The sequence below is a fragment of the Pantoea sp. X-Soil-ISGK-285 genome (assembly GCF_059730815.1).
In genome coordinates this window covers 875,966-899,202 of sequence record NZ_AP035938.1, presented here as the reverse complement: position 1 = coordinate 899,202, position 23,237 = coordinate 875,966, and the positions used below count along the sequence as shown (strand labels likewise).

26 protein-coding genes and 1 tRNA gene are annotated in these 23,237 nt (G+C 58.0%); 10 read left to right on the top strand and 17 right to left on the bottom strand.

The genetic code is table 11. The features are described 5' to 3' along the window. Both mtnC and AC6I8B_RS04090 read right to left on the bottom strand, forming a co-directional pair. Positions 1-684 (bottom strand): acireductone synthase, encoded by a 684-nt coding sequence (gene mtnC, locus AC6I8B_RS04095; protein WP_157351597.1) that lies wholly within the window; start codon positions 682-684, stop codon positions 1-3. Next, a complete protein-coding gene (locus tag AC6I8B_RS04090; RefSeq protein WP_157351595.1) occupies positions 681-1,295 on the bottom strand; it encodes a methylthioribulose 1-phosphate dehydratase in 615 nt (204 codons plus the stop codon). The genes mtnC and AC6I8B_RS04090 overlap by 4 nt, the downstream gene beginning before the upstream one ends. A 476-nt stretch (positions 1,296-1,771) precedes the next feature. Here AC6I8B_RS04090 and AC6I8B_RS04085 point away from each other — a divergent pair, with 476 nt between their 5' ends. Further along, positions 1,772-2,932 carry a pyridoxal phosphate-dependent aminotransferase gene (locus tag AC6I8B_RS04085; RefSeq protein WP_033766594.1) on the top strand — a complete coding sequence of 387 codons (1,161 nt, stop codon included), beginning with the start codon at positions 1,772-1,774 and terminating at the stop codon, positions 2,930-2,932. Beyond that, positions 2,920-3,687, top strand: a complete 768-nt coding sequence (locus AC6I8B_RS04080) for an amidohydrolase (RefSeq protein WP_157351593.1) — start codon at positions 2,920-2,922, stop codon at positions 3,685-3,687. The genes AC6I8B_RS04085 and AC6I8B_RS04080 overlap by 13 nt, the downstream gene beginning before the upstream one ends. 27 nt (positions 3,688-3,714) lie before the next feature. Here AC6I8B_RS04080 and uraH read toward each other — a convergent pair whose 3' ends face one another. From uraH to hpxU, 9 genes are all read right to left on the bottom strand, one after another. Then, on the bottom strand, positions 3,715-4,050 hold the full coding sequence (gene uraH / locus AC6I8B_RS04075; RefSeq protein ID WP_010671151.1) for a hydroxyisourate hydrolase: 336 nt from the start codon (positions 4,048-4,050) through the stop codon (positions 3,715-3,717). Next, positions 4,047-4,541 (bottom strand): 2-oxo-4-hydroxy-4-carboxy-5-ureidoimidazoline decarboxylase, encoded by a 495-nt coding sequence (gene uraD, locus AC6I8B_RS04070; protein WP_157351591.1) that lies wholly within the window; start codon positions 4,539-4,541, stop codon positions 4,047-4,049. The genes uraH and uraD overlap by 4 nt, the downstream gene beginning before the upstream one ends. 2 nt (positions 4,542-4,543) lie before the next feature. Beyond that, the gene (gene hpxK / locus AC6I8B_RS04065; protein ID WP_157351589.1) at positions 4,544-5,797 is read right to left on the bottom strand and encodes an allantoate amidohydrolase; all 1,254 of its coding nucleotides are present in this window, start codon (positions 5,795-5,797) and stop codon (positions 4,544-4,546) included. Then, entirely contained in the window at positions 5,794-7,029 is a 1,236-nt protein-coding gene (locus AC6I8B_RS04060) for a pyridoxal-phosphate-dependent aminotransferase family protein (protein WP_157351587.1), read from the bottom strand. The genes hpxK and AC6I8B_RS04060 overlap by 4 nt, the downstream gene beginning before the upstream one ends. A gap of 20 nt (positions 7,030-7,049) precedes the next feature. Beyond that, a complete protein-coding gene (locus AC6I8B_RS04055) occupies positions 7,050-7,781 on the bottom strand; it encodes an amino acid ABC transporter ATP-binding protein (protein ID WP_010671147.1) in 732 nt (243 codons plus the stop codon). Further along, the gene (locus AC6I8B_RS04050) at positions 7,762-8,418 is read right to left on the bottom strand and encodes an amino acid ABC transporter permease (RefSeq protein WP_010255156.1); all 657 of its coding nucleotides are present in this window, start codon (positions 8,416-8,418) and stop codon (positions 7,762-7,764) included. Before AC6I8B_RS04050 ends, AC6I8B_RS04055 begins: the two co-directional genes overlap by 20 nt. Beyond that, positions 8,418-9,086 (bottom strand): amino acid ABC transporter permease, encoded by a 669-nt coding sequence (locus tag AC6I8B_RS04045; RefSeq protein ID WP_010255155.1) that lies wholly within the window; start codon positions 9,084-9,086, stop codon positions 8,418-8,420. Before AC6I8B_RS04045 ends, AC6I8B_RS04050 begins: the two co-directional genes overlap by 1 nt. Positions 9,087-9,096: 10 nt before the next feature. Further along, complete coding sequence (locus AC6I8B_RS04040) at positions 9,097-9,882, bottom strand: transporter substrate-binding domain-containing protein (RefSeq protein ID WP_010255154.1); 786 nt, start codon at positions 9,880-9,882, stop codon at positions 9,097-9,099. A 192-nt stretch (positions 9,883-10,074) separates the two neighbouring features. Then, the gene (hpxU, locus tag AC6I8B_RS04035) at positions 10,075-10,914 is read right to left on the bottom strand and encodes a MurR/RpiR family transcriptional regulator HpxU (RefSeq protein WP_157351585.1); all 840 of its coding nucleotides are present in this window, start codon (positions 10,912-10,914) and stop codon (positions 10,075-10,077) included. A gap of 138 nt (positions 10,915-11,052) precedes the next feature. On the opposite strand from hpxU, the gene AC6I8B_RS04030 reads away from it, so the two are divergent. From AC6I8B_RS04030 to hpxZ, 4 genes are read left to right on the top strand one after another with little or no spacing between them, the layout of a single operon-like run. Further along, on the top strand, positions 11,053-12,639 hold the full coding sequence (locus tag AC6I8B_RS04030; protein ID WP_157351583.1) for a gamma-glutamyltransferase family protein: 1,587 nt from the start codon (positions 11,053-11,055) through the stop codon (positions 12,637-12,639). Positions 12,640-12,651: 12 nt separating this feature from the next. Then, on the top strand, positions 12,652-12,834 hold the full coding sequence (gene hpxX, locus AC6I8B_RS04025) for an oxalurate catabolism protein HpxX (RefSeq protein WP_003852562.1): 183 nt from the start codon (positions 12,652-12,654) through the stop codon (positions 12,832-12,834). Further along, entirely contained in the window at positions 12,831-14,228 is a 1,398-nt protein-coding gene (locus AC6I8B_RS04020) for an AtzE family amidohydrolase (protein WP_122889168.1), read from the top strand. The genes hpxX and AC6I8B_RS04020 overlap by 4 nt, the downstream gene beginning before the upstream one ends. After that, positions 14,228-14,608, top strand: a complete 381-nt coding sequence (gene hpxZ / locus AC6I8B_RS04015; RefSeq protein WP_033756670.1) for an oxalurate catabolism protein HpxZ — start codon at positions 14,228-14,230, stop codon at positions 14,606-14,608. The genes AC6I8B_RS04020 and hpxZ overlap by 1 nt, the downstream gene beginning before the upstream one ends. 50 nt (positions 14,609-14,658) lie before the next feature. Here hpxZ and puuE read toward each other — a convergent pair whose 3' ends face one another. From puuE to AC6I8B_RS04000, 3 genes are read right to left on the bottom strand one after another with little or no spacing between them, the layout of a single operon-like run. Then, positions 14,659-15,612, bottom strand: a complete 954-nt coding sequence (gene puuE, locus AC6I8B_RS04010; RefSeq protein WP_010255138.1) for an allantoinase PuuE — start codon at positions 15,610-15,612, stop codon at positions 14,659-14,661. A gap of 32 nt (positions 15,613-15,644) precedes the next feature. Continuing rightward, positions 15,645-16,376, bottom strand: coding sequence for an allantoin racemase (hpxA, locus tag AC6I8B_RS04005; protein WP_010671141.1), 732 nt, complete (start codon positions 16,374-16,376; stop codon positions 15,645-15,647). Next, on the bottom strand, positions 16,373-17,095 hold the full coding sequence (locus AC6I8B_RS04000) for a GntR family transcriptional regulator (RefSeq protein ID WP_010255133.1): 723 nt from the start codon (positions 17,093-17,095) through the stop codon (positions 16,373-16,375). The genes hpxA and AC6I8B_RS04000 overlap by 4 nt, the downstream gene beginning before the upstream one ends. Positions 17,096-17,239: 144 nt before the next feature. Between AC6I8B_RS04000 and AC6I8B_RS03995 the strand changes: the two genes are divergently transcribed. After that, positions 17,240-18,748 (top strand): NCS1 family nucleobase:cation symporter-1, encoded by a 1,509-nt coding sequence (locus AC6I8B_RS03995; protein WP_157351581.1) that lies wholly within the window; start codon positions 17,240-17,242, stop codon positions 18,746-18,748. Positions 18,749-18,797: 49 nt separating this feature from the next. Here the strand turns inward: AC6I8B_RS03995 and AC6I8B_RS03990 are convergent. Beyond that, positions 18,798-18,874 (bottom strand) — tRNA-Asp (locus tag AC6I8B_RS03990). A 134-nt stretch (positions 18,875-19,008) separates the two neighbouring features. After that, positions 19,009-19,740, bottom strand: coding sequence for a DNA polymerase III subunit epsilon (gene dnaQ, locus AC6I8B_RS03985; RefSeq protein WP_157351579.1), 732 nt, complete (start codon positions 19,738-19,740; stop codon positions 19,009-19,011). A gap of 51 nt (positions 19,741-19,791) precedes the next feature. On the opposite strand from dnaQ, the gene rnhA reads away from it, so the two are divergent. Then, positions 19,792-20,259, top strand: coding sequence for a ribonuclease HI (rnhA, locus tag AC6I8B_RS03980; protein WP_010255125.1), 468 nt, complete (start codon positions 19,792-19,794; stop codon positions 20,257-20,259). Here rnhA and AC6I8B_RS03975 read toward each other — a convergent pair. Continuing rightward, on the bottom strand, positions 20,241-20,978 hold the full coding sequence (locus AC6I8B_RS03975) for a class I SAM-dependent methyltransferase (protein ID WP_010671138.1): 738 nt from the start codon (positions 20,976-20,978) through the stop codon (positions 20,241-20,243). The genes rnhA and AC6I8B_RS03975 overlap by 19 nt on opposite strands. A gap of 42 nt (positions 20,979-21,020) precedes the next feature. On the opposite strand from AC6I8B_RS03975, the gene gloB reads away from it, so the two are divergent. Then, a complete protein-coding gene (gene gloB, locus AC6I8B_RS03970) occupies positions 21,021-21,776 on the top strand; it encodes a hydroxyacylglutathione hydrolase (protein ID WP_052272058.1) in 756 nt (251 codons plus the stop codon). Positions 21,777-21,847: 71 nt separating this feature from the next. Beyond that, entirely contained in the window at positions 21,848-23,224 is a 1,377-nt protein-coding gene (gene mltD / locus AC6I8B_RS03965; RefSeq protein WP_022625195.1) for a murein transglycosylase D, read from the top strand. Positions 23,225-23,237 lie beyond the last annotated feature (13 nt).

Below are 23,237 nucleotides of genomic sequence, written 5' to 3'. Positions count from 1 at the left end.
CTAAATTGACTCCGGGTTAATCTGGGAAAAATCTGTCACCTGACGATGGCGGCTCTCGCCGTCCGCATCGCCACGCAGTAGTTGCAGCGTCTGCCAGCCCGCCTCAGCGGCGGCATCCAGCTCCTGATCAATATCGGAGAGAAACAGCAGCTGCTCCGCTGGCTGACCAATTTCAGCGGCGATAGCGCGATAGGCTGCGACTTCGCGTTTGGCACCCACGTGCGTATCAAAATAGCCGCTGAAGAGGTCAGTAATATCACCTTCGTCGCTGTAGCCAAATAACAATTTCTGCGCCGCAACCGAGCCGGAGGAATATACATACAGTTCAATGCCCTGCGCCTTCCAACGGCTCAGTGCTGGCAGGACGTCAGGATAGAGATGGCCGGTAAAACTGCCGTTAACATAGCCATCGCGCCAGATCATGCCCTGCAGCGCTTTCAGGCCGGTTGATTTGCGATCCTGGTCCATAAACCCCAGCAGAATCTCTGTCACCGCATCCAGATCAGACTGCGGCTGACCAGCCTCCTCACGTACCGACTGCAGCGCTGCGGCGACCTCGGGCTGATGCGCATTTTCACGCAAAAAACTCGCCAGATGCTGGCGGGCGTAGGGAAACAGGATGTTATGTACAAAACGGATATCGCTGGTGGTGCCTTCGATATCAGTAACAATGGCGCGAATCATGCTCTCTCCAGCAGGCGACGTTGACGTTCACATTCAAATAAAAATTCCAGACCTTCCAGATGACGTCGTGCTTCGCTGACATCCCGGCCCCAGCAGGTTAAGCCGTGACCGCGCAGCAGAAAGCCGTAACGCAGCGGAAAGCGGGCGGCGTAATCTTCAATTTCTGACGCCAGCGCCGCAATGTCCTGGCTGTTGTCGAACACAGGAATGGCGAGCGTATCCAGATGGGTGTGCTGGCCGCTCAATGATTTTTGCATCTCATAGCCGTGCAGCAGCAGCGCCGCGCCCTGCTCCACCCGCGACAGCACCGTCGCATTCACGGTGTGGGTATGCAGCACCGCGCGCGCCTCGGGAAAGAGTCGATAGATCATCGTGTGCAGACCGGTTTCTGCCGACGGCTTACGGCCAGAGAGCGACTGGCTGGTAGCAATATCGACCTCGATAAAGTCATCCCGCGTCAGCGTGCCTTTATCTTTGCCCGATTCACTCAGCAGGCAGACATGTTCATCGCGGCGCACCGACATATTTCCGCCGGTGGCCGGTGCCCAGCCTTTCGCGCCAATCCAGTGACAGGCGGCGACCAGCTGATCTAATGGAAGACTCTGCGACATAAAAGTTCCTTGCGGTGAAATATGATTCCGGGTGGCTCAGATAACGGTAATGGCTATAAAATTACAACAGTTTGAAAATCTTAAACAGTTAGCAAACGTGCCTGACTGCTGAACCATACTCTCCGGGTCCTGCCAGATGATCCTTGTGTCAGCAAGGCGGCAAGCGCTTATCGCCGGGAGCTGATACTCGTCAGTGACCGGGGTAAGTAAGTGCAACCAACGCCGCTGACGCCCGGAGCATGACGCATGTAAATGCTAAATGATCCGCATCTCAGCAAGGCAGCAAGTGCGCGCATCCCCGGGAGCTGACACTTGTCAGTGACCGGGGTAAGCAAACGAAGCTAACGAAGCTGAGGTGTGGAGCATGACGCATTTAGCCATCTAAGCGTCTTGATTGCCAAATACTATCATCCTGTTTATAGTGGCACAAACACCGGGTGACACCGCATCAATCTTCGCGCTTAAGGCCTGACATCATGACGCAGCACAACCTGATCCCCGAGAGTAAACTCCCTTTGCTCGGCACCACCATTTTCAGCCAGATGAGTGCGCTGGCGCAGCAGCATAACGCTATCAATCTCTCTCAGGGCTTTCCTGATTTTAGCGGCCCGGACTATCTGCAGCAGCGGCTGGCGTATCACGTCAGCCAGGGCGCGAACCAGTATGCGCCGATGACCGGTGCGCTGCCGTTACGTGAGGCGATTGCAGAGAAAACCGCGCGGCTCTATGACTATCGTCCTGATGTCGAAACAGAGATTACGGTGACGGCGGGCGCAACCGAAGCGCTCTATGCGGCGATTACCGCGCTGGTGCGGCCGGGCGATGAGGTGATCTGCTTTGATCCCAGCTACGACAGCTATGCGCCTGCAGTAGAGTTGTCGGGCGGCGTGATGAAACGCATTACGCTGCAGCCGCCCGCTTTCCGGGTGGACTGGCAGGCGTTTGCTGCGCTGCTGAGTGATAAAACCCGGCTGGTGATCCTGAATACGCCGCACAATCCTTCCGCCACCGTCTGGCAGCAGCAGGATTTCGCCGCGCTGTGGCAGGCGATTGCTGCGCGACCGGTCTATGTACTGAGCGACGAAGTCTATGAGCACATCTGCTTCGATCAGGCAGGCCACGCCAGCGTGCTGGCACATCCCGAACTGCGCCAGCGCGCTATCGCGGTGTCGTCGTTTGGAAAGACCTTCCATATGACCGGCTGGAAAGTGGGCTACTGCATTGCCCCTGCCGCGATCAGCGCTGAACTGCGCAAGGTGCATCAGTATCTGACTTTCTCCGTGAATACACCGGCGCAGCTGGCGATTGCCGATATGCTGCGTGAGCATCCGGAGCACTATCTTGAGCTGCCGGCGTTTTATCGCGACCGCCGCGATCGGCTGGCAACGGCGCTAAGCAGCAGCCGCTTTAAGGTACTCCCCTGCGAAGGTACCTACTTTTTGCTGGTCGATTACAGCGCCATCTCCGATCTGGATGATGTCAGTTTCTGCCAGTGGCTGACCCGCGAAGTGGGCGTTGCCGCGATTCCTCTGTCGGTGTTCTGCGCCGATGCCTTTCCTCATAAACTGATCCGCCTCTGTTTTGCCAAACAGCCGGCGACATTAGATGCCGCCGCGGAGCGCTTATGTCAGCTTTAAAAATCACGTTACTGCAGGAGACGCTGAGCTGGATGGATGGCGAGGCCAACCTGCGCCATTTTGACGAGCAACTGGATGGACTCACCGGGCGCGATCTGATTTTACTGCCGGAGATGTTTACCACCGGCTTTGCAATGGAAGCGGCGAAAAGCTCGCTGCCTCAGGCGCAGGTGGTGAAGTGGCTGCATCAGCATGCCCGTCGCAACAATGCCCTGGTCGGCGGCAGTGCGGCGATTCAGACCGAACACGGCGCGGTAAACCGCTTCCTGCTGGTGGAGCCGGACGGCACGCTGCATCAGTATGACAAGCGCCACCTGTTCCGCATGGCGGACGAGCATCACCACTATCTGCCTGGCGAACAGCGTCAGGTGTTTGAGTGGCGCGGCTGGCGCATCCTGCCGCAAATCTGTTACGACCTGCGTTTCCCGGTCTTCTCGCGCAACCGCAACGATTACGATCTGGCGCTCTATGTCGCCAACTGGCCTGCACCGCGTGCACTGCACTGGCAGGCACTGCTGCTGGCGCGGGCAATTGAGAATCAGGCTTATGTAGCAGGCTGTAACCGCGTCGGCAGTGACGGCAATCAGCATGAATACAGCGGCGACAGCCAGATTATTTCACCGCAGGGTGAGATCCTCAGCGCGGCTGAGCCGCACCAGCGCGCCAGGCTGGACGCAGAGCTGTCGCTGGACGCACTGAATGCTTATCGCGAGCGCTTCCCGGCCTGGCAGGATGCGGATCGCTTTTCGCTGTGAATGGCGGGCGGGAAGTCAGACCGCCCATTAACTGCCGCGATAAGTTGACCAGGACCAGGGCGAAATCAGAAACGGCAGATGAAAATGGCTGCCCGCTTCGGCAATCATAAAATCGATCTGCGCGCTGACGTAGAGTGCATCCCGACCGGCGGCGGCAAAATAGTCGCCGATTTCTGCCGTTAAACGGTAGTGGCCCGGCGTCAGCGGCTCGGGCGTCAGATCTTTCAGACGCCCGTCGCTGTCGGTTTCACCCTGTGAAATCGGAAACCACCCTTCCGGGCTGTTCTGCTCAAGTGAAATCGCTACACCGCTGGCCGGTTTGCCCAGCGCCGTGTCCAGAATATGGGTGGTAACAGTACTCATTGAATCGTCTCCTTCAGGCGTAACAGGGTAATCTCACGCAGCTGATCCAGCGCCTCCTGCTGCTCGGCAGGATCGCTATTCTGCAACCGACGCTGCAATTCTGCCAGCATCTGCTCGCCGCTGCGCCCTTTGGCGCGAATCAGAAACACCCGGCCAAAACGCGTTTCATAAGCCTGATTCCCCTGCTGCATTGCCTGCTGCAAAGCGCTGTCGGCCTGCTGCATCGCAGACTGCTCTCCGCGCGACAGGGCCGCCTCTTTATCCGCGCCGTTCGCGCGTTCGCCAATGCGGGGATGCGCCGACAGTGCGGCCTCCAGCTCAGGCTGCTGCCACTGGCGGGCCAGCGCATCGGCGGTTGCCCGTAGCGCATCCAGGGTGTCAAAAGGCCGCGCCGCCACCAGCGACTGCTGCCAGTGCGGGATAGCGACACAGTGCCGGATGGCCGCCTGCGCCTCATCAGCTGTCAGCTGATTAAATGCGGCTAATTCCATGTTCAGCTCCGTTCAGCAATCAGCGAGACCGCCTGTAAATAAGCCTGCAGCGCGGGCGCCATATCAGCCACCGCCACGGACTCTGCCGGATGGTGGCTGATACCACGATGGTTACGCACAAATAGCATGCCGACCGGCCAGCGTTCAGCGATAGCGATGGCGTCGTGCCCGGCGCCGCTCGGCAGTGACAGGCTGCGACCCTGCACCGTTTCCACCGCATGACTCAGCGCCTGCTGCAGCGCGGAGTCACAGGCGGTGGCACCGATGCGATAATATTCGTTCGACTCAAAGCGGAGTCCACGCCGCAGCGCAATCGCCTCCGCCTGGGTTAACAGACTGGAGAGCAGTGTCTCCAGTGGGTTATCCAGCGGACCGCGCACGTCCAGCGACAGCGATACCTCGCCAGGGATTACATTTACCGCTCCCGGCGCGCAGTTAATCGTACCGACGGTAGCCACCAGTTGCGGATCCTGCTCACGGGTGGTCTGCTCAATAAACACCATCCACTCGGCAGCGGCAGCCAGCGCATCTTTGCGGTGGGTCATCGGCACCGTGCCCGCATGGCCCGCTTCACCGGTGAAACGGCAGTTGAGGCGGCGCGCACCGTTGATGGCCGTGACCACACCGAGCGCCAGATCCTCCTGCTCCAGGCAGGGGCCCTGCTCGATGTGCAGCTCAAGATAACCGACGATATCCTCAACCCGCCGCGCCGCAGATGCGATCCTGTCGCTGTCGAGCCCGACATCCGCCATCGCCTGCGCCACGGTGATGCCGTTGCCGTCAGGATGCGTCACCCAGCTTTGCGGCCAGCTGCCGGTAATGCCACGACTGCCGAGCAGCGTAATGCCAAAACGGGTGCCCTCTTCGTCACCAAAGCCAATGACTTCAATCGCCAGCGGTAAGCGGCGCTGATTTTCGTTAAGCCACTGTACGGTTTCAATGGCGCTGAGCACGCCCAGCATGCCGTCGTAGCGACCGGCGTTGCGCACCGTGTCGAGATGCGAGCCAAGCAGTAACGCGGGTGCACCCGCTTCTGCCGCCTCGTAGCGCCCACAGATATTGCCCACTTCATCCTGCCACACCTGCATCCCCGCCGCCTGCATCCACTCACCGACAAAGGCGTTGGCGCGCAGATGTTCGGGTGAGAGGTAGACGCGGGTCAGCCCCTCGGCCGTTTCGCTGATCGCCGCCAGCGCATCGCAGCGCGCCATAACGCGCTGTGCAGCGGCCTGGGCTTCGCTGGCGCTCATCATCATGCGTGGCTCCCGTAGTGATCCCAGGCGGCCTGCGCGGCGGCACCCTGTGGCGTGCGATAGCCGACATAGGTCAGCACCGTTTCCAGCGCGGAGAGAGTCTGCATCACGCAATCTTTACGCGCGTTGTAGCCCATGGTGCCAATGCGCCACACCTTGCCATGCAGCGGGCCAAACGAGGTGCCAATCTCAATGCCGAAATCTTCCAGCATCAGCTTGCGCACCTGATCGCCGTTTACGCCAGGCGGGATCATCACGCCCAGCACGTTGTTCATTTTGTGTTTCAGGTCGCCGAAGGTCTCCAGCCCCATCCCCTGAATGCCTTTCAGCAATGCTTCACCGTGCAGCTTGTGGCGGGCGATGCCGTTGTCCAGCCCCTCCTGCAGGATCAGCCGGGCGCACTCGCGCGCGCCAAACAGCGCACTGGTCGCTTCGGTATGGTGGTTGAGCCGCTCCGGCCCCCAGTAATCCATGATCATGCCGAGATCAAAATAGTTGGAGTAGATCATCTCCTCTTCGCCATCCTGATGCGCCTCGGTGCGGATCCCCTGCTCTACGCATTTGCGTTTGCGGATCACCGCTTCCATCTCTGCGCTCAGCGTGATCGGCGAGGTACCCGATGGACCGCCCAGGCATTTCTGCATCCCCGCGGATACGGCATCAAGTCCCCAGGCGTCCGTTTCCAGCGCGTTACCCGCCAGCGACGCGGTGGCATCGGTGTAGAACAGTACGCCATACTGTTTGCAGATCGCACCCAGCTGCTCAAGCGGCTGCAGCATGGTGGTTGAGGTGTCGCCCTGCACGGTCAGCAGCAGGCGCGGCCGCACTTTTTTGATCGCATCTTCGATCTGGTCGGGAGTAAAGACTTCGCCCCACGGCACTTCAATGGTGTGCACTTCCGCACGACAGCGGCGGGCAATTTCGCACAGCAGATGACCAAAGCGGCCAAACACCGGTACCAGCACTTTGTCGCCAGGCCGGATCGATGACAGCAGAATCGATTCGATACCGGCGCGGGAGGTGCCGTCAATCAGCAGCGTCCAGCGGTTCTCTGTGCGAAACACGCCGCGATAGAGCGCCATCACTTCATTCATGTAGTGGGTCATCGCGGGATCGTACTGCCCCAGCAGCTGACTCGACATGGCGCGCAGCACACGTGGATCGGCATTGATCGGTCCTGGCCCCATTAGCAGACGCTGTGGCGGGTTAAGTTGCGGGTAGTGATTGATATCCATCGTAATTTCCTTTTTCAGAATCAGAGGCGAACCGAAGAGATAAACTGCTTCAGCTCCGGTGACTGCGGCTGAGCGAACAGCGTCTTACTGTCGCCCTGCTCCCAGACGCGCCCCTGATGCATAAAGACCACACGATCGCCCACGTCGCGGGCGAAGCTCATTTCATGCGTGACAAGGATCAGCGTCATCCCTTCTGACGCCAGCTGCTCCAGAACTTTGAGCACTTCGCCCACCAGCTCGGGATCGAGCGCGGAGGTGATCTCATCACAGAGTAAAACTTTCGGCGTCATCGCCAGTGCACGGGCGATCGCCACGCGCTGCTGCTGACCGCCGGAGAGGCTGGCAGGATAGTAGTTGAGACGCTCGCCCAGCCCGACCTTCTCCAGCATCTGCGCCGCCAGCGCCCGGCACTCGGCCTCGCTTTTTTTCAGCACCCGGCGCGGCGCCAGCATCACGTTCTCCAGTGCCGTCATGTGCGGGAACAGATTGAAGCTCTGAAACACCATCCCGACCGAGCGGCTGATTTCACGCGCCTGCGAGTCGCGATCGGTAATCGTCATACCGCCGAGCTTGATGCTGCCCTCCTGATAGCCTTCCAGCCCGTTCATGCAGCGCAGCAGCGTGCTTTTGCCCGATCCGCTGCGACCGATGATTGAGATCACCTCGCCCATGTCGATATCCAGATCCACGCCTTTCAACACATGGTTGTCGCCGTAATATTTTTGCACCTGATTAATGGTGATGAGCGGCATTGAATTTTTTCTCCAGATACTGGCTGTAGCGAGACAGCGGATAACACATCAGGAAGTAGCCCAGCGCCACCAGCCCAAAGACTTTAAACGGCTGATAGGTCACGTTGTTCAGAATGGTGCCCGCTTTGGTCAGCTCGATAAAACCGATAATTGACGCCAGCGCGGTGCCCTTGATCACCTGGACAGCAAACCCCACCGTCGGGGCAATACCGATGCGGATCGCCTGCGGCGCAATGACCCGCCACAGCGTCTGACCAAAGGTCAGGCCGAGACAGCGCGACGCTTCCCACTGGCCTTTTGGCAGGGCGCGGATGCTGCCGTACCAGATATCGACCAGAAAGGCGCTGGTGTAGAAGGTCAGCGCCAGCGAGGCCGCCGTCCAGGGTGCAACATCAATGCCGAACAGGCCGACGCCGAAAAACGCCAGGAACAGCTGCATCAGCAGCGGCGTGCCCTGAAACAGCGCGGTGTAACCGCGTACCAGCCGCGTTAACCATTTGCGTTGCAGCAGGCGCATAAACAGCAGCGGCAGCGTCACCAGCGTGCCGCCGACAAAGGCCACCAGCGACAGCAACAGGGTCCAGCGTGCCGCCAGCAGCAGGTTGCGCAGGATGTCCCAGTCGGTAAAGGTCGTCATCATGATGGCTGCACTCCAAACCATTTACGGCCAATCGCCAGCAGCAGATGGCGCATTGCAATCGACAACGCCAGGTAGATCAGCGTAGTCACCAGATAGACCTCAAAACTTAAGAAGGTGCGCGACTGGATCAGGTTGGCGGCGAAGGTCAGCTCCTCGTAGGAGACCTGCGACACCACCGACGAACCCAGCATCACGATGATGCACTGACTCACCAGCGCCGGATAAATGCGCTGCAGCGCGGGCGGCAACACCACCCGCAGAAACGTCTGGCTGCGGGTTAATCCCAGCACCCGTCCCGCTTCCCACTGCCCTTTGGGTGTCACCTGTATTCCGGCACGAATAATCTCGGTGCTATATGCCCCGAGGTTGATCAGCATCGCCAACAGCGCCGCCTCGCCAGCAGTGAGTTTCAGCCCCAGCGCAGGCAGACCGAAAACGATAAAGAACAGTTGCACCACAAACGGCGTGTTGCGGATCAGCTCGACATAGATGCCCCACAGGCGGCTCATCCAGCTGGGTCTGCCACTGCGCAGCGCCGCGCCCGCAATGCCCAGCGCCACACCACCGGTAGTCGCCAGCACCGTCAGCTGAATGGTGACCCAAAGACCGGAGAGCAGCTCCGGCCAGTAGGGCCACAGGGCGGGAAAGTTAAGTTGCCCGGTCATGAATCTTTCCTCAGGCGCCGAGGTTGGCGGGCAGCGGCGCTTTCAGCCACTCTTCTGACAGTTTATTCAGGGTGCCATCTTTGATGCCCTGCTCAATCAGCGCATTCACTTTCGCTTTCAGTGCCGGCTGATCTTTCTTCAGGCCGATATAGCAGGGAGAATCTTTCAGCATAAACTGCGCCACCGGCGCTTTAGCCGGATTCTGACGGGCAATGGCGGCGACCACCAGGTTGCCGGTCGCCACATACTGCACCTGACCGGAGAGATACGCAGACAAGGTAGTGTTGTTATCTTCGTAGCGTTTCACCTGTGCATCTTTCGGCGCAACGTCACTGAGCACCATGTCCTCTACTGCACCACGTGTTACGCCAATCGATTTGCCGCTCAGGGCAGACGCCGCTTTGATTTCATCGCCTTTCGGCCCGAATACGCCCAGGAAGAACGGCGCATAGGCGCGGGTGAAGTCGATCACTTTTTCCCGCTCGGCATTTTTACCCATGCTGGAGATGACCAGGTCGACCTTGTCGGTTTGCAGATAAGGCACGCGGTTGGCACTGCTGACCGGCACCAGCTGCAACTTAAGTTTCATCTGCTTTGCCAGGTATCTGGCCGTGTCGATGTCATACCCCTGCGGCTGCAGATCGGTGCCAACCGAGCCAAACGGCGGGAAATCCTGCGGCACGGCGATGCGAATGACGCCGCGTTTCTGGATGTCCTGCAGTTGATCGGCCAGCGCGCTTCCCGCTTGTGCCATCAGTAATGCCGCTGTCGCAACCGCCATCAAAACTTTTTTCATTATGCACCCCGGTGAGATTAACGTGAAACAAAAGATTCTTTGAGATGCAATCTGCAACTAATGTGCCAATCCGGACGGCCACAGAAAAAGGGTTAAGCGGCAAAGCATTCAGCTGAAATCTGGCGTAATCGGGACGACTACGCCGGGGGAAGGTCTGTTCTGAAATGGGGCAAAGCACCAAAATGGTGCCTGTTAGCGGTGCTCCAGCTCTTCAAACTGCTGGTAAAGGTCGGCGATCTGATGAATGCGCTGGCGTCCCTGTGCCAGCATTTCATGCAGCAGTGCATTGGCAATCAGGTTAACCAGACTCATGGCGGAGCCATAACTGTCGAAGGCGGAAACGCTGTCCAGCGGCGTACAGAGCTGCCAGCGCGCCAGCGCAATCACCGTCTGCGCCTGCGGCTCACACAGCGCCAGCAGCGGGATACCGGCAGCCTGCAACTGCTGCATCAGCGGGCGAATGATGCGGGGACGACGACGGAAGGCCATCACGACCACCATATCCTCCGGCGTAATATCCACCAGCTCCTCAGCCAGCGTCTGGCCCGGCTGCGGCAGGATATGTACCTGCGAACGCGCCTGCACCAGCTGCTGTCGCAGATGCAGTGCCACCGGATAGGCGTTGCGCATGCCGATGATAAAGACGCGTTTTGCCTGCGCCAGCTGCTGGATAACCTCATTAAAGTGCCGGGCATCCAGACTGTTCACCCACTGCGTCAGGTTAGCCATCTCCTGCTTGTAGTGTCGCGCCAGCAGCGTATTGCCCTGCACCGCATCACGATTATCAGTCAGCGGCATGCCGCTCTGGCGCAGGATGCGTAACTCATCACGCATATCCTTGTATTTTTCATAGCCCAGACGCTTAAACAGCCGGCTGACCGTGGCTTTCGACACGCCACTGAGCCGCGCCAGCTCGGCACTGTTGTAGCTGATCAGGTCATCGAAGTGGTCAAACACGAAGTCGGCAATGCGCTGCTCCTGCGGAGAGAGCTGGGGATAGTGACTCCTGAGTCGTTCATCAAGCTGTTTCATAACCCGTCCTGTAACTTTTGTTTCAGCAGAAGCTAGCACAATTTGCGCCAGGTTAACCGGCGCATTGTCAGCTCAGGGTGAAAACTGGAACAGCTCTTGCTTTGTTATCGGTTCTGTCACCCGGATAACGAGAAAAAAATGATTCAAAGCAATATGGCCCCGCAGGGGATGGCGGTGACGCCACACCATCTGGCGAGTGAGAGCGCGCTCGCGGTTCTGCGTGATGGCGGTAATGCCATTGAAGCAATGGTGGCCGCTGCCGCGACCATCGCCGTGGTCTACCCGCATATGAATGGACTGGGCGGTGATGGTTTCTGGCTGATTCTGCCGCCCGGCGGCGATCCTGTCGCTATCGACGCCAGCGGCGCAGCCGGTTCGCTGGCTCATCACGATTTCTACGCCGATCACCCTAAGATTCCGCATCGCGGGCCGAAAGCGGCGCTGACCGTGGCCGGTACGGTCAGCGGCTGGCAGGAGGCACTGAATCTATCGGCTGAGATGGGCACCCCGCCGCTGCCGCTGGCACGTCTGCTGCGCGATGCGATTCACTACGCCGCCGACGGTATTCCGGTGACTGCCTCACAGAGCGCCGCCACCGCGACGTTCCGCAGTGAATTGCAGCATCAGCCCGGCTTCAGCGCCACCTTTATGCCTGACGGCAACGTGCCGCAGCCAGGCAGCCGTTTTACCCAGCCCGCACTGGCTAACACCCTCAGCCAGCTTACTGAAGAGGGGCTCGACAGCTTTTATCGCGGCCCGCTGGCTCACCATATGGCCGATGAGATGACCACGCTGGGCATGCCGGTGACGCTGGCCGATCTGCAGCAGCATCGCGCCCGTCGCACAACGCCGCTGCATCTCTCCCACAGCGAAGGTGATATCTGGAATATCACCCCGCCAACGCAGGGCATGGTGTCGCTGGCGATCCTGGGCATCACCGATCGGCTGGAGATGGCGGAGGCTGACGATGCGCAGACGGTGCACCGTATCGTGGAAGCCACCAAAAAAGCGTTTGCACTGCGCGACAAACACATCACCGATCCACGTCACGTCACGGAAGATTTGCAGGCGCTGCTGGACAGCGATCACCTTGCCACACTCGCCAGCCAGATCACCGATGGAGAGGCGGCAGCCTGGGGAAACGGACGCGGGCCGGGCGATACGGTCTGGATGGGCGTGATGGACAGCAGCGGCCTGGCCGTCTCCTTTATTCAGAGCATTTATCACGAATTTGGCAGTGGTGTGGTGCTGCCCGGCACGGGTATCACCTGGCAGAACCGCGGTGCCGCTTTCAGCCTCGATCCTGACCATCTGCTGGCCCTGGCACCCGGTAAGCAGCCGTTTCATACCCTGAATCCCGCCGCCGCACGGCTGAAAGATGGCCGGACGCTGGTGTATGGCGCGATGGGTGGGGATGGACAGCCGCAGACTCAGGCGGCGATTTTTACCCGCCATGTGATTCAGGGCTTGCCGTTACAACAGGCGGTCAGTGCGCCGCGCTGGCTGCTGGGCCGGACCTGGGGGCAATCATCAGACTCGCTGAAACTGGAAGGTCGTTTTGACGACGAAACGGTATTGATGCTGCGTCTGTGGGGACATGAGGTGGAGCTGCTGCCGGACTTCAGCGAATCCGTAGGCCATGCGGGCGCCATTGTGCGCCACAGCAACGGCATGTTTGAGGGCGCAAGCGATCCACGCAGTAACGGCAGCGCCGCCGGTTTTTAACAGGAGCGAATCATGAATCAACACGACTGGGCCAGCTACATCGGCCATATGGAGCAGATACTGCAACTGGAACTGGATGACGCCCGCCGCGCTGAACTGCTGATCCAGCTGTCGCGTATCGCGGAGATGGCCGCGCCGCTGATGGCGTTTCCGCTGGATGACCGGCTTGAAGTGGCAGGAGTATACCAGGCATGAGATTAGGTGACGTTTCGATTCAGACCCTGCAGCGGGCGATTCAGCAGGGTGAAATCAGTGCGCTGGAAGTGGCAAAGCGCACGCTGCAGGCGGTTGAGCAGCACAATCCGGCGCTGAATGCCTGGACGGAAGTGACCGGGCCGCGCATGTTAAAAGAAGCCAGTGCGATTGATGCGCAGCGGCAGCGCGGCGAAACCCTGCCACCGCTGGCGGGCATCCCGTATGCGGTAAAAAACCTGTTTGATGTGGCGGGTCACACTACCCTGGCCGGTGCCAGCCTGTTCAGCGACCGGCCGGCGGCACGTGCAGATGCGTTTGCTGTCGATAAACTGCGTCGCTCTGGTGCGCTGCTGTCTGGCATGCTGAACATGGATGCCTACGCGTATGGTTTTACCACCGAAAACAGCCACTACGGCGCGACGCACAATCCGCGCGATCTCAGCCGCGTGGCTGGCGGCTCGTCAGGCGGTTCGGCGGCTGCCGTGGCCGCCGGTCTGGTCCACTTTTCACTGGGCACCGACACCAACGGCTCGATTCGGGTGCCCGCGTCGCTGTGCGGTATTTTTGGTCTTAAGCCGACCTTTGGCCGGTTGTCACGCAGCGGCAGCCATCCGTTTGTCGCCAGCCTCGATCACATCGGTCCTCTGGCGCGGCGGGTTGAAGACCTGGCGCTGGTATATGATCTGTTGCAGGGCGCAGACCACACCGATGCGTTTCAGGCCGATCGCCCGCTGGCCGCGACGCTACCGGGGCTGTCACAGGGCAGCGAAGGCTTGCGCTGCGGCGTACTGGGTGGCTTTTTTGCCCGCTGGTGCGATGAGGATGCCCGCGCTGCCGTCGCGGTGATCGCGGCAGCACTTGATGCACAGGAAGAGGTGCTGATGCCAGACGCTGAGCTGGCACGCTCGGCGGCGTTTATCATGACCGCGGCAGAAGGCGGCAATCACTATCTGCCCGCCCTGCGCCAGACGCCTGAGCAGTTTGAACCCAATTCACGCGAGCGTCTGCTGGCCGGTGCCATGATGCCAGGTGCCTGGTACGTGCAGGCGCAGCGTTTCCGCCGCCATTTCCAGCAGCAGGTGTTGCCGCTTTTTGATCGGTTTGATGTGCTGATAGCGCCGGCGACACCCTGCAGCGCGATCACCATCGGTCAGCAGACCCTGTCGATTCAGGGGGAATCGCTGCCCGCTAAGGCGAGCATGGGTATGCTGACGCAGCCGATCTCCTTCCTGGGATTGCCGGTCTGTACCGTGCCGCTGGCGACCCGAAGCGGTCTGCCGATTGGATTACAGCTTATCGCCCGTCCATTTAATGAAGAGGCGGTGTTACGTGCCGCTTGGGCACTGGAACAACGCGGCATTACGATACCGCAAATCAATATGGCTGGAGCCTGATGAACAGAGAGATTAATTTACCGCAGGTGGTCACCGAGGTGACGGCGCAGTTTTACCGCTACGAGCAGGCGCTGGTCAGCAATGACGTGGCCGAACTGGATGCGTTGTTCTGGCACGACCCGCGAACCGTGCGCCTCGGCGCAGGTGAGAATCTGTATGGCATTGATGAGATTCGGGCCTTCCGCGCCGCGCGTCCTTCAGCCGGGCTGAACCGGACGCTACGAAACACCGTGATCACCACCTTTGGCGAGGATTATGCGGTCTGCAGCACCGAATTTACCCGCACCGGCAGCGATAAAATTGGCCGTCAGCAGCAGACCTGGGTACGCATGCCCCACGGCTGGTGCATCGTGGCGGCGCAGGTCAGCCTGATGGGCTGACATCGTCCGGCGCTTCGCCCGATCAACGCGGGCCGAGCGCCGGAACCGGCTTAAGGTGCCGGGTGCGTGTTGATCCAGTGGTCAGCGATCTGCTGACGGGTACAGATCCAGACATCCTCATGCTGCTGGATGTGATCGAGAAAATTCTGCAGCGCGCGGAATTTGCCAGGACGGCCCAGCAGGCGGCAATGCATACCGATCGACATCATCTTTGGTGCGGTTTCGCCCTCTTCATACAGCACATCGAAGCTGTCGCGCAGATAGGTAAAGAACTGTTCCGCGGTATTAAATCCCTGCGGCGAGGCAAAGCGCATGTCATTGCACTCCAGGGTATAGGGGATAATCAGGTGCGGTTTAACCGTTCCATCCTGACAGGTGACCTGGGTCCAGAAAGGCAGATCGTCGCCGTAGTAGTCACTGTCATAGCTGAAACCGCCCTGCTCCACCACCAGCCGCCGGGTATTCGGGCTGTCGCGGCCGGTGTACCAGCCGGTCGGCGCTTTACCAAACAGATCAACCAGCACATCGACCGCCTGCTGCATATGCTGGCGTTCGGTTTTTGCATCCATGCCCTGATAGTGGATCCAGCGCCAGCCGTGACTGACCACATCGTAGTCAGCCTGTTTAATTGCCTCGACGACTTCCGGATGACGCGCCAGCGCCATCGCCACGCCGAAAACCGTTAACGGCAGACCGCGTTTCTGGAATTCGTTGTGGATGCGCCAGAAACCGGCGCGTGAGCCGTACTCATACAGCGACTCCATCGACATGTGGCGATCGGGATAGCTGGCTGCCCCGATGATGTCGGAGAGGAACTGCTCTGAGCCGGTATCGCCGTGCAGCACGCTGTTTTCTGCGCCCTCTTCGTAGTTCAGAACAAACTGCACCGCCACACGGGCGTTGTTGGGCCAGGCGGCGTGCGGCGGATGAGCGCCATAACCGATTAAATCGCGCGGATAGTTTTTGTTAAAGCTGTACTCTTTCTTCTCTGCAGCGTCAGTCATCACTCCACCTGTTTTGATTCGGGAAAGTTCCGTTAGTTTAGATGCTGAAACGCACCTGAGAGAGGTTTCTGCAAAGGCCAGGCCAGATCACCATGTTTGCTGGTGCCAAAACCAAGCGCCACCAGCGACTCCACCATCTTCACCGCCGCGCTGACGCCATCGATCACCGGCAGGCCGAGCTCCCGGGTCAGCTCCCCGGCCAGCGTCGCCATTCCGCCACAGCCCAGCACAATCGCCCCGCTGCCATCTTCCCGTTTAGCCTGAATGCAGCGCTGCCGCACTTTTTCCTGCGCCAGGCCGCTGCCATCTTCCAGCGCCAGTACCGGCAGATCGATGGCATGCAGTGCGGCACAGTGATGGGTAAAGCCATACTGCTGCAGCAGATGACGCGCAATCACCAGGGTGCGCGGCAGCGTGGTGACAATGGAGAAACGCGTCGCCAGCAGCGTGGCGGTATGCATCGCCGCTTCCGCGATGCCGATCACCGGTCCGCTGGCCAGTTCGCGTGCCGCCAGCAAACCCGGATCGCCAAAGCAGGCAATGACGTGGCCGCTGACGCCCTGCGCTCTGCCCAGTTTAATCTGCTCCAGCACGCCGATGGCGGCGATCGCCTCATCGAAATGCCCTTCAATGGAGGGCACACCCTGCGACGGCGAAACAGCCAGAATTTCGGTGCCCGGTGCGGCGACCGCACGCGCGGCCTGACCGATAGTTTCGGTCATCGCCAGGCTGGTATTAGGGTTAATAACCTGAATCAGGCTCATGAGGCAGCTCCAGAGCCTGCGGCAAACAGTCGGGAAAAGTCGGGCAGCGTTTCCCCGCTGCGTTCGAAGTGCAGGCTGGAGACGATGTGCTCGAAGTGATGCTGTAGCGCCTGCGTCAGCGGCTGCAGCGCACGCGCGCGCAGTAACTGAAGCAGATTCGCATGATCGTCACAGCGGCAGCCACGCTGCCAGGGTGCGCCATAGGCGGCGATCACCAGTGATGAGCGCTGCGTCAGGCTGGTCACCATGCCGGTGAGCACCTGATTCCCGGAGATCGCCTGCAACTGAATATGAAAGGCCGCTGACAGCCGGATGGCTGCCGGGCCATCATGATCGGCGTGCGCCTGATTCTCCTGCGCGATGAGCTGCTCCAGCGCCACCAGATGCGGGGGCTGCAGATGGGCCAGGACCGCTGGCAGATTAGCGCACTCCATTAAACTGCGGGTTGAGAAGATATCCCGCGCCTCTTCAACGCCGGGCGTGGAGACCTGCGCACCACGTTTGGGCGTCAGAGTGACCATTTGCACCGCCGCGAGGCGTTGCAGCACTTTGCGGATGCCGGTGCGGCTCACGCCAAAGACCCCGGAAAGCGCCTCTTCCGGCAATTTACTGCCCGGCGGCAGCTGATGCTCAACAATGGCGTTCATCAATGCCTGGTAAATCCCTTCATCTTTATCCTGCAGCCTGGTGGCGTCTCGCTGTCCTGTTTTACTCGTCATTACCCGCTCCGGTCGCTTGCTGTACGCCACATATCGTATACGTGAAAAATAAATATTGTATACAAGAAAAGAGATCTGGCCTGGATCCTGCAATACCGCTTTACCAGATTATTCATTCCACTCTCGGGTAGAGGAGCAGGTTTCATGCCAAATCAATCAACGGTGGCCAGCACGGCCTCTGAAGCCAACGCCCGTTACAGCCCACGACTCTGTAACGACGACCTGGCACCGACTCGCGATCAGAACTGGTCGTGGTACAACATTTTTTCTTTCTGGATGTCGGATGTGCACAGCATGGGCGGCTATGTGGTGGCGGCCAGCTTCTTCACGCTGGGATTAGCCAGCTGGCAGGTGCTGCTCTGCCTGCTGGCGGGGATCTGCATCGTGCAGATCTGTGCGAATCTGGTGGCGAAACCGAGCCAGATGGCGGGCGTCCCCTATGCGGTGATCTGCCGTCAGGCATTTGGGGTGTTTGGTGCCAATATCCCGGCGGTGATACGCGGCCTGATCGCGTTCGCCTGGTATGGCATCCAGACCTATCTCGCGGCGAATGCGCTGATGCTGGTGCTGCTGAAGTTCGCGCCGTCGATGACGTCGATGACCGTGCCGCACTGGCTTGGTCTGTCGCTGCTGGGCTGGTGCTGCTTCGGCATTATGTGGTTACTACAGGCAATGGTGTTCTGGCATGGCATGAACGCCATCAAACGGTTTATTGATGTCGCCGGACCGGCGGTCTATGTGGTGATGGTGGCGCTGGCGGGCTGGATTGTATACAAGACCGGCTTCGATGGGATCTCATTTACCCTCGCCAGCAAATCGCTGACCGCAGGCGAGCAGACGTGGCAGATGATTACGGCGACGGCGCTGGTGGTCTCTTACTTCTCCGGGCCGCTGCTGAACTTCGGTGACTTTTCACGCTACGGCAAAAGCATGTCAGAGATCCGTCGCGGCAACCGCTGGGGACTGCCGTTTAACTTTCTGCTGTTCTCGGTGGTGACCGTAGTGATTGTGTCGGGTACACAGTCGCTGTTTGGCAAAATGATTACCGATCCCATCGAAACCGTGAGCATGGTCGGCAACGATCTGGCGGTCGCGATTGGATTGCTGACCATGATTACCGCCACCATCGGCATCAATATCGTGGCGAACTTCGTCTCGCCCGCTTTTGACTTCTCCAACTGTTCACCGCAGAAAATCAGTTTCCGTACCGGCGGGATGATCGCCGCGGTGGGGTCGGTGCTGTTAACGCCGTGGAATCTGTTCCAGTCTCCTGAGCTGATTCACTATACGCTGGATGTGCTGGGATCGTTTATCGGGCCGCTGTTCGGGATTTTGCTGACCGATTTCTATCTGATTAAACGTGGACGCATCTCGGTCGACGATCTGTTTAACGATACGCCGGCAGGCCGTTACTGGTATCGCGGTGGCTTTAACCCTAAAGCGATTGGCGCATTGCTGCCATCGGTGGCGATTTGCCTGGTGATTAGCTTTATCCCTTCCCTGCATCAGGTGGCGAACTTCAGCTGGTTTATTGGCGCCGGTCTGGCGGCAGGCTGCTATCGCTTTATCGCCCGTGAAGATCGTGAGGCGGAGGATGGTGCCCGCTGGCAAGGCGAGGTGATGCCGCAGAAGAACCAGGCCACCGCTGAATAGCAGACAGCAAAAAGCCGATTCATTTCTGAATCGGCTTTTTTAAAGAGATTGGCGGAACGGACGGGGCTCGAACCCGCGACCCCCTGCGTGACAGGCAGGTATTCTAACCAACTGAACTACCGCTCCGCGCTTTGTTCCCCGTCGGGAACGAGGCGCATAGTAATGGCAGCCTGTTGCGACGTCAACGCTTTTTCCAGGTGAACAAATCGTTTGCTGTTTTTTTCAGCTTGCCGTTGATTTTATCCACAAAAATGCGTAATTCAGCCGCGCCACAGGCAACTACCACCCTTTTTCATCACCAGATCCAGACGTGACTCATGGGCAACCACTTCCTCATCGCTGGCCGTGACCACGCGCAGTGCAGAGGTGGGACGCACGATGCGCTGGATGCTCTCTCCCTGCGCCTGTCGGGCGCTTTCACTTTCCGATAAAAAGGAGAGTGAAGTCTGTCCGCCGGTCATCGTCAGGAAGAGTTCAGCCAGAATCTCGGCATCGAGCAGTGCGCCGTGCAGGGTTCGTTTGCTGTTGTCTATTTCGTAACGCGAGCAAAGCGCATCAAGGCTGTTGCGCTTGCCGGGAAACATACGGCGCGCCAGCGCCAGACTGTCGGTGATTTTGCAGAAAGTTTCGGTTTTCTCAATGCCGCGGTTCAGCTTTGCAAACTCGTAGTCCATAAAGCCGATATCAAACGGGGCATTATGGATCACTAATTCAGCACCGCGAATGTAGTCGAGAAACTCATCGGCAATCTCGCTGAATGCAGGCTTGTCGGCCAGGAACTCATCGGCAATGCCGTGTACGCCAAAGGCTTCGGGATCGACCAGCCGATCGGGCTTGAGATACATATGGAAATTGTTACCGGTCAGGCGACGGTTAATCACCTCTACCGCACCAATCTCAATGATGCGATGCCCCTCATAATGTACCCCGATCATGTTCATGCCGGTGGTTTCAGTATCGAGAACGATCTGGCGGTTATTTGCAGTGCTCATAAGACCCGTTTTATGTCAGACTTAGCGTTTTTGAGAGGAAGTCTACCAGAGATGCGCAAACAGGTAGAAATATTCACCGATGGATCCTGTCTTGGAAATCCCGGTCCCGGCGGTTATGGGGCGATTTTACGCTACGGTCAGCATGAGAAAACCTTCAGCGCGGGCTATCACCTTACCACCAATAACCGGATGGAGCTGATGGCGGCGATTGTCTCACTGGAAGCGCTGACCCAGCCGTGCGATGTGGTGCTCAGTACCGACAGTCAGTATGTGCGTCAGGGAATTACCAGCTGGATCCATAACTGGAAAAAGCGTGGCTGGAAAACCGCCGACAAAAAGCCGGTGAAGAATGTCGATCTCTGGCAGCGTCTCGACTTAGCACTCAGCACCCATAAGATTCAGTGGGAGTGGGTTAAAGGCCATGCCGGACATCCGGAAAATGAGCGCTGCGACGTGCTGGCCCGCAGCGCAGCTGAAAATCCCGCTTTTGAGGATATCGGTTATAAAACCGAATCCTGATCCTCTGCCTGCCGGAACTGGCGTGTGGCATTGACCGTCTGGCGGATCTTACTGGTGCTCATACTCTTCTTAGCCCGGGTCGGCAGCAGCGGGAAGGTGCGTTTACGTGCCACCACAATATTCAGACAGCCCAGCGCCGGTAAGTGGGCGCTGATCAGTTTTCCGCCCTGCCGATGCCACGGCAGCACCTGAAAGCGGGTGCGATAGACCACCTCATAATTCAACAGTCCCAGCCAGTCGACTAACCGCACCTGGCTGAACATCCGTCCGCTCCAGGGGGCTTTGCGGTTCAGGCCCGGCACCATCTTACTCACGCCGAGCAGACTGAATGGATTGAAGCCGCTGATAATCATCCAGCCATCATCAATTAACACCCTATCTACTTCACGTAACACCCGGTGAGGATCCTGGCTCCAGGCGAGCGTATGGGCCAGCAAACAGGCATCGATCGACTTCGACTCAAACGGCAGTTGCATCGGGTCAGCCAGCACCTGTAACAGCTCACCTTCCCTGCCAACATTGACCTGATGTGAAATAGCACAGTTTTCGGTGTTGATTTCTGCGCTGAGGTTGCCAAGCTTAAGCATATGAAAGCCATAAAGCTTTCCAAGGTAAGGCTGAAGCTGCTGCGTTAGCGCGTCGCGGAAATAATCTCCCCACGGCATATCGCGCCATGACAGCGGTGCGTTCAGAATCTGGCGTGATTTAGCGGGCTTCATGCTTTACGCTCTTCCTTTTCCTACGACCTGCGAGAGATGATGATGAATCTTACCAGTATTCCTGCGTTGCAGGACAACTACATCTGGACGCTGACTGATGATGAGGGTAAATGCCTGATTGTCGATCCCGGCGAAGCCCAACCGGTGTTAGAAAAAATGGCCTCCAACGGCTGGCAGCCGGTCGCTATTCTGCTGACTCACCACCATAACGACCACACGGGCGGAGTGAAAACACTATGCGAGCATTTCCCTCAGCTTGAGGTCTATGGTCCCCAGGAAACTGCGGCTAAAGGGGCCAGAACCATAGTCAGCGAAGGCGATAAGGTCACGGTACTGGGCCTGACGTTTGAGGTGATCCACACCCCTGGTCACACTTTAGGACATATCTCATATTACAGCTCACCTTATCTTTTCTGTGGTGACACACTCTTTTCGGGCGGCTGCGGACGGCTTTTTGAGGGCACGGCAGAGCAGATGTATGATTCCTTTCAAAAGCTTAACCAGCTTCCAGGTGAAACATTAGTCTGCTGCGCACATGAATATACTTTATCCAATCTGAAGTTTGCTGCGGCTATTCTGCCCCATGACCCACAAATAACGGCCGAATATCAGAAAATTAAGGACTTACGCGCTGAAAATGGCATTAGTTTGCCCACAAAACTGGCGCACGAACGGACAATAAATTTATTTCTTCGCACGCAAGACGTTGATTTACAAAGGGCATTAAACGTTAACGTTACTGATGAACCCGTATGGCGTTCATTTGCCGTTCTACGCGAGAAGAAAGACGCTTTTTGATTTTTCGGGTTGTGTTGTGAAAAGTCGTCACGTATAGTTGCTCGTCTTTTAAGCGAACTATTGACACACACATGAAGGCTAAAGCGATCTTACTCGCCTCAGTCTTGCTGGTAGGATGTCAGGCGTCCAGGAACGATGCCAATATCCCGGTACAGCATGCACAGAGTCTGTCTTCAGCTGGTCAAGGTGAAAATGGAAAGTACGGAGACGAGTTTTTGTCGCCGCGATGGCAGGAAGATGGAACTGGCCTCGCAGCAGACGCAGATCTCTGGAGTTTCATTAGTGACGAGTTGAAGATGGGGATTCCGGAAAACCCGGCAATCCGCGAACAAAAAAGTAAATTTTTAAAAAATAAGAGCTATCTCCACGATGTAACATTACGGGCAGAGCCGTACATGTACTGGATAGTCGAGCAGATACAGAAACGTAAAATGCCGATGGAACTGGTACTGCTACCCATAGTGGAGAGCGCTTTTGACCCCCGGGCAACTTCATCAGCCAATGCCGCTGGTATCTGGCAGATTGTTGCTGCAACAGGTCGAAACTATGGTTTGAAACAGAACCAGTATTACGATGGGCGACGCGATGTGGTCGCATCCACGAAAGTTGCGCTGGATATGATGCAGCGTCTTAACACCATGTTCGACGGCGACTGGTTATTAACCATCGCAGCGTACAACAGTGGTGAAGGACGTGTACTCAAAGCGATAAAGCAGAACAAGGCGCGCGGTAAGCCGACTGACTTCTGGCATTTATCGCTGCCACGTGAAACGACCGTGTATGTGCCTAAAATGTTAGCTCTGAGTGAACTGCTCAAAAATAACAAGCGTTACGGTATCAAACTGCCGACACCTAATGAAAGTCGTGCTCTGGCGCGAGTGGAAGTGGGTCAGCAGATACAGCTGACGCAGGCTGCCGAAATGGCGGGTATGTCGCTCACGAAACTGAAGAGCTTCAATACCGGTTATAAAGGCGGCGCAACAGCGCCAAACGGCCCACACTATATTATGGTGCCGAAGTCGAACGTCGCGAAACTGCGTAACTCACTGGCTTCCGGTGACATCGCAGCGGTACAGCCTACTCAGCTTGCGAAAGCCAGTGCGAGTGGCGGGTACAAAGTGCGACGGGGTGATACGCTCTCTGGTATCGCCTCAAAACTTGGCGTTAGCGTCTCGACACTGAAGCAGGATAACAACCTGCGCGGTGCTGATATCCGACCTGGTCAGACTCTGACCATTGGTTCGAATGGCACCCGACTGGCTGATAACGGCAACAGCATCACCTATCGTGTTCGTAAGGGTGATTCTCTTGACAGTATTGCCCGTCATCACGGCGTCAATATCAAAGACGTGATGCGCTGGAACAGTGTGCTGGACAGTGCGAAAGATATTCAACCCGGCGATAACTTAACGCTGTTTGTGAATAATAACGCAACACCTGATACCTGATACGTTGAAAAGG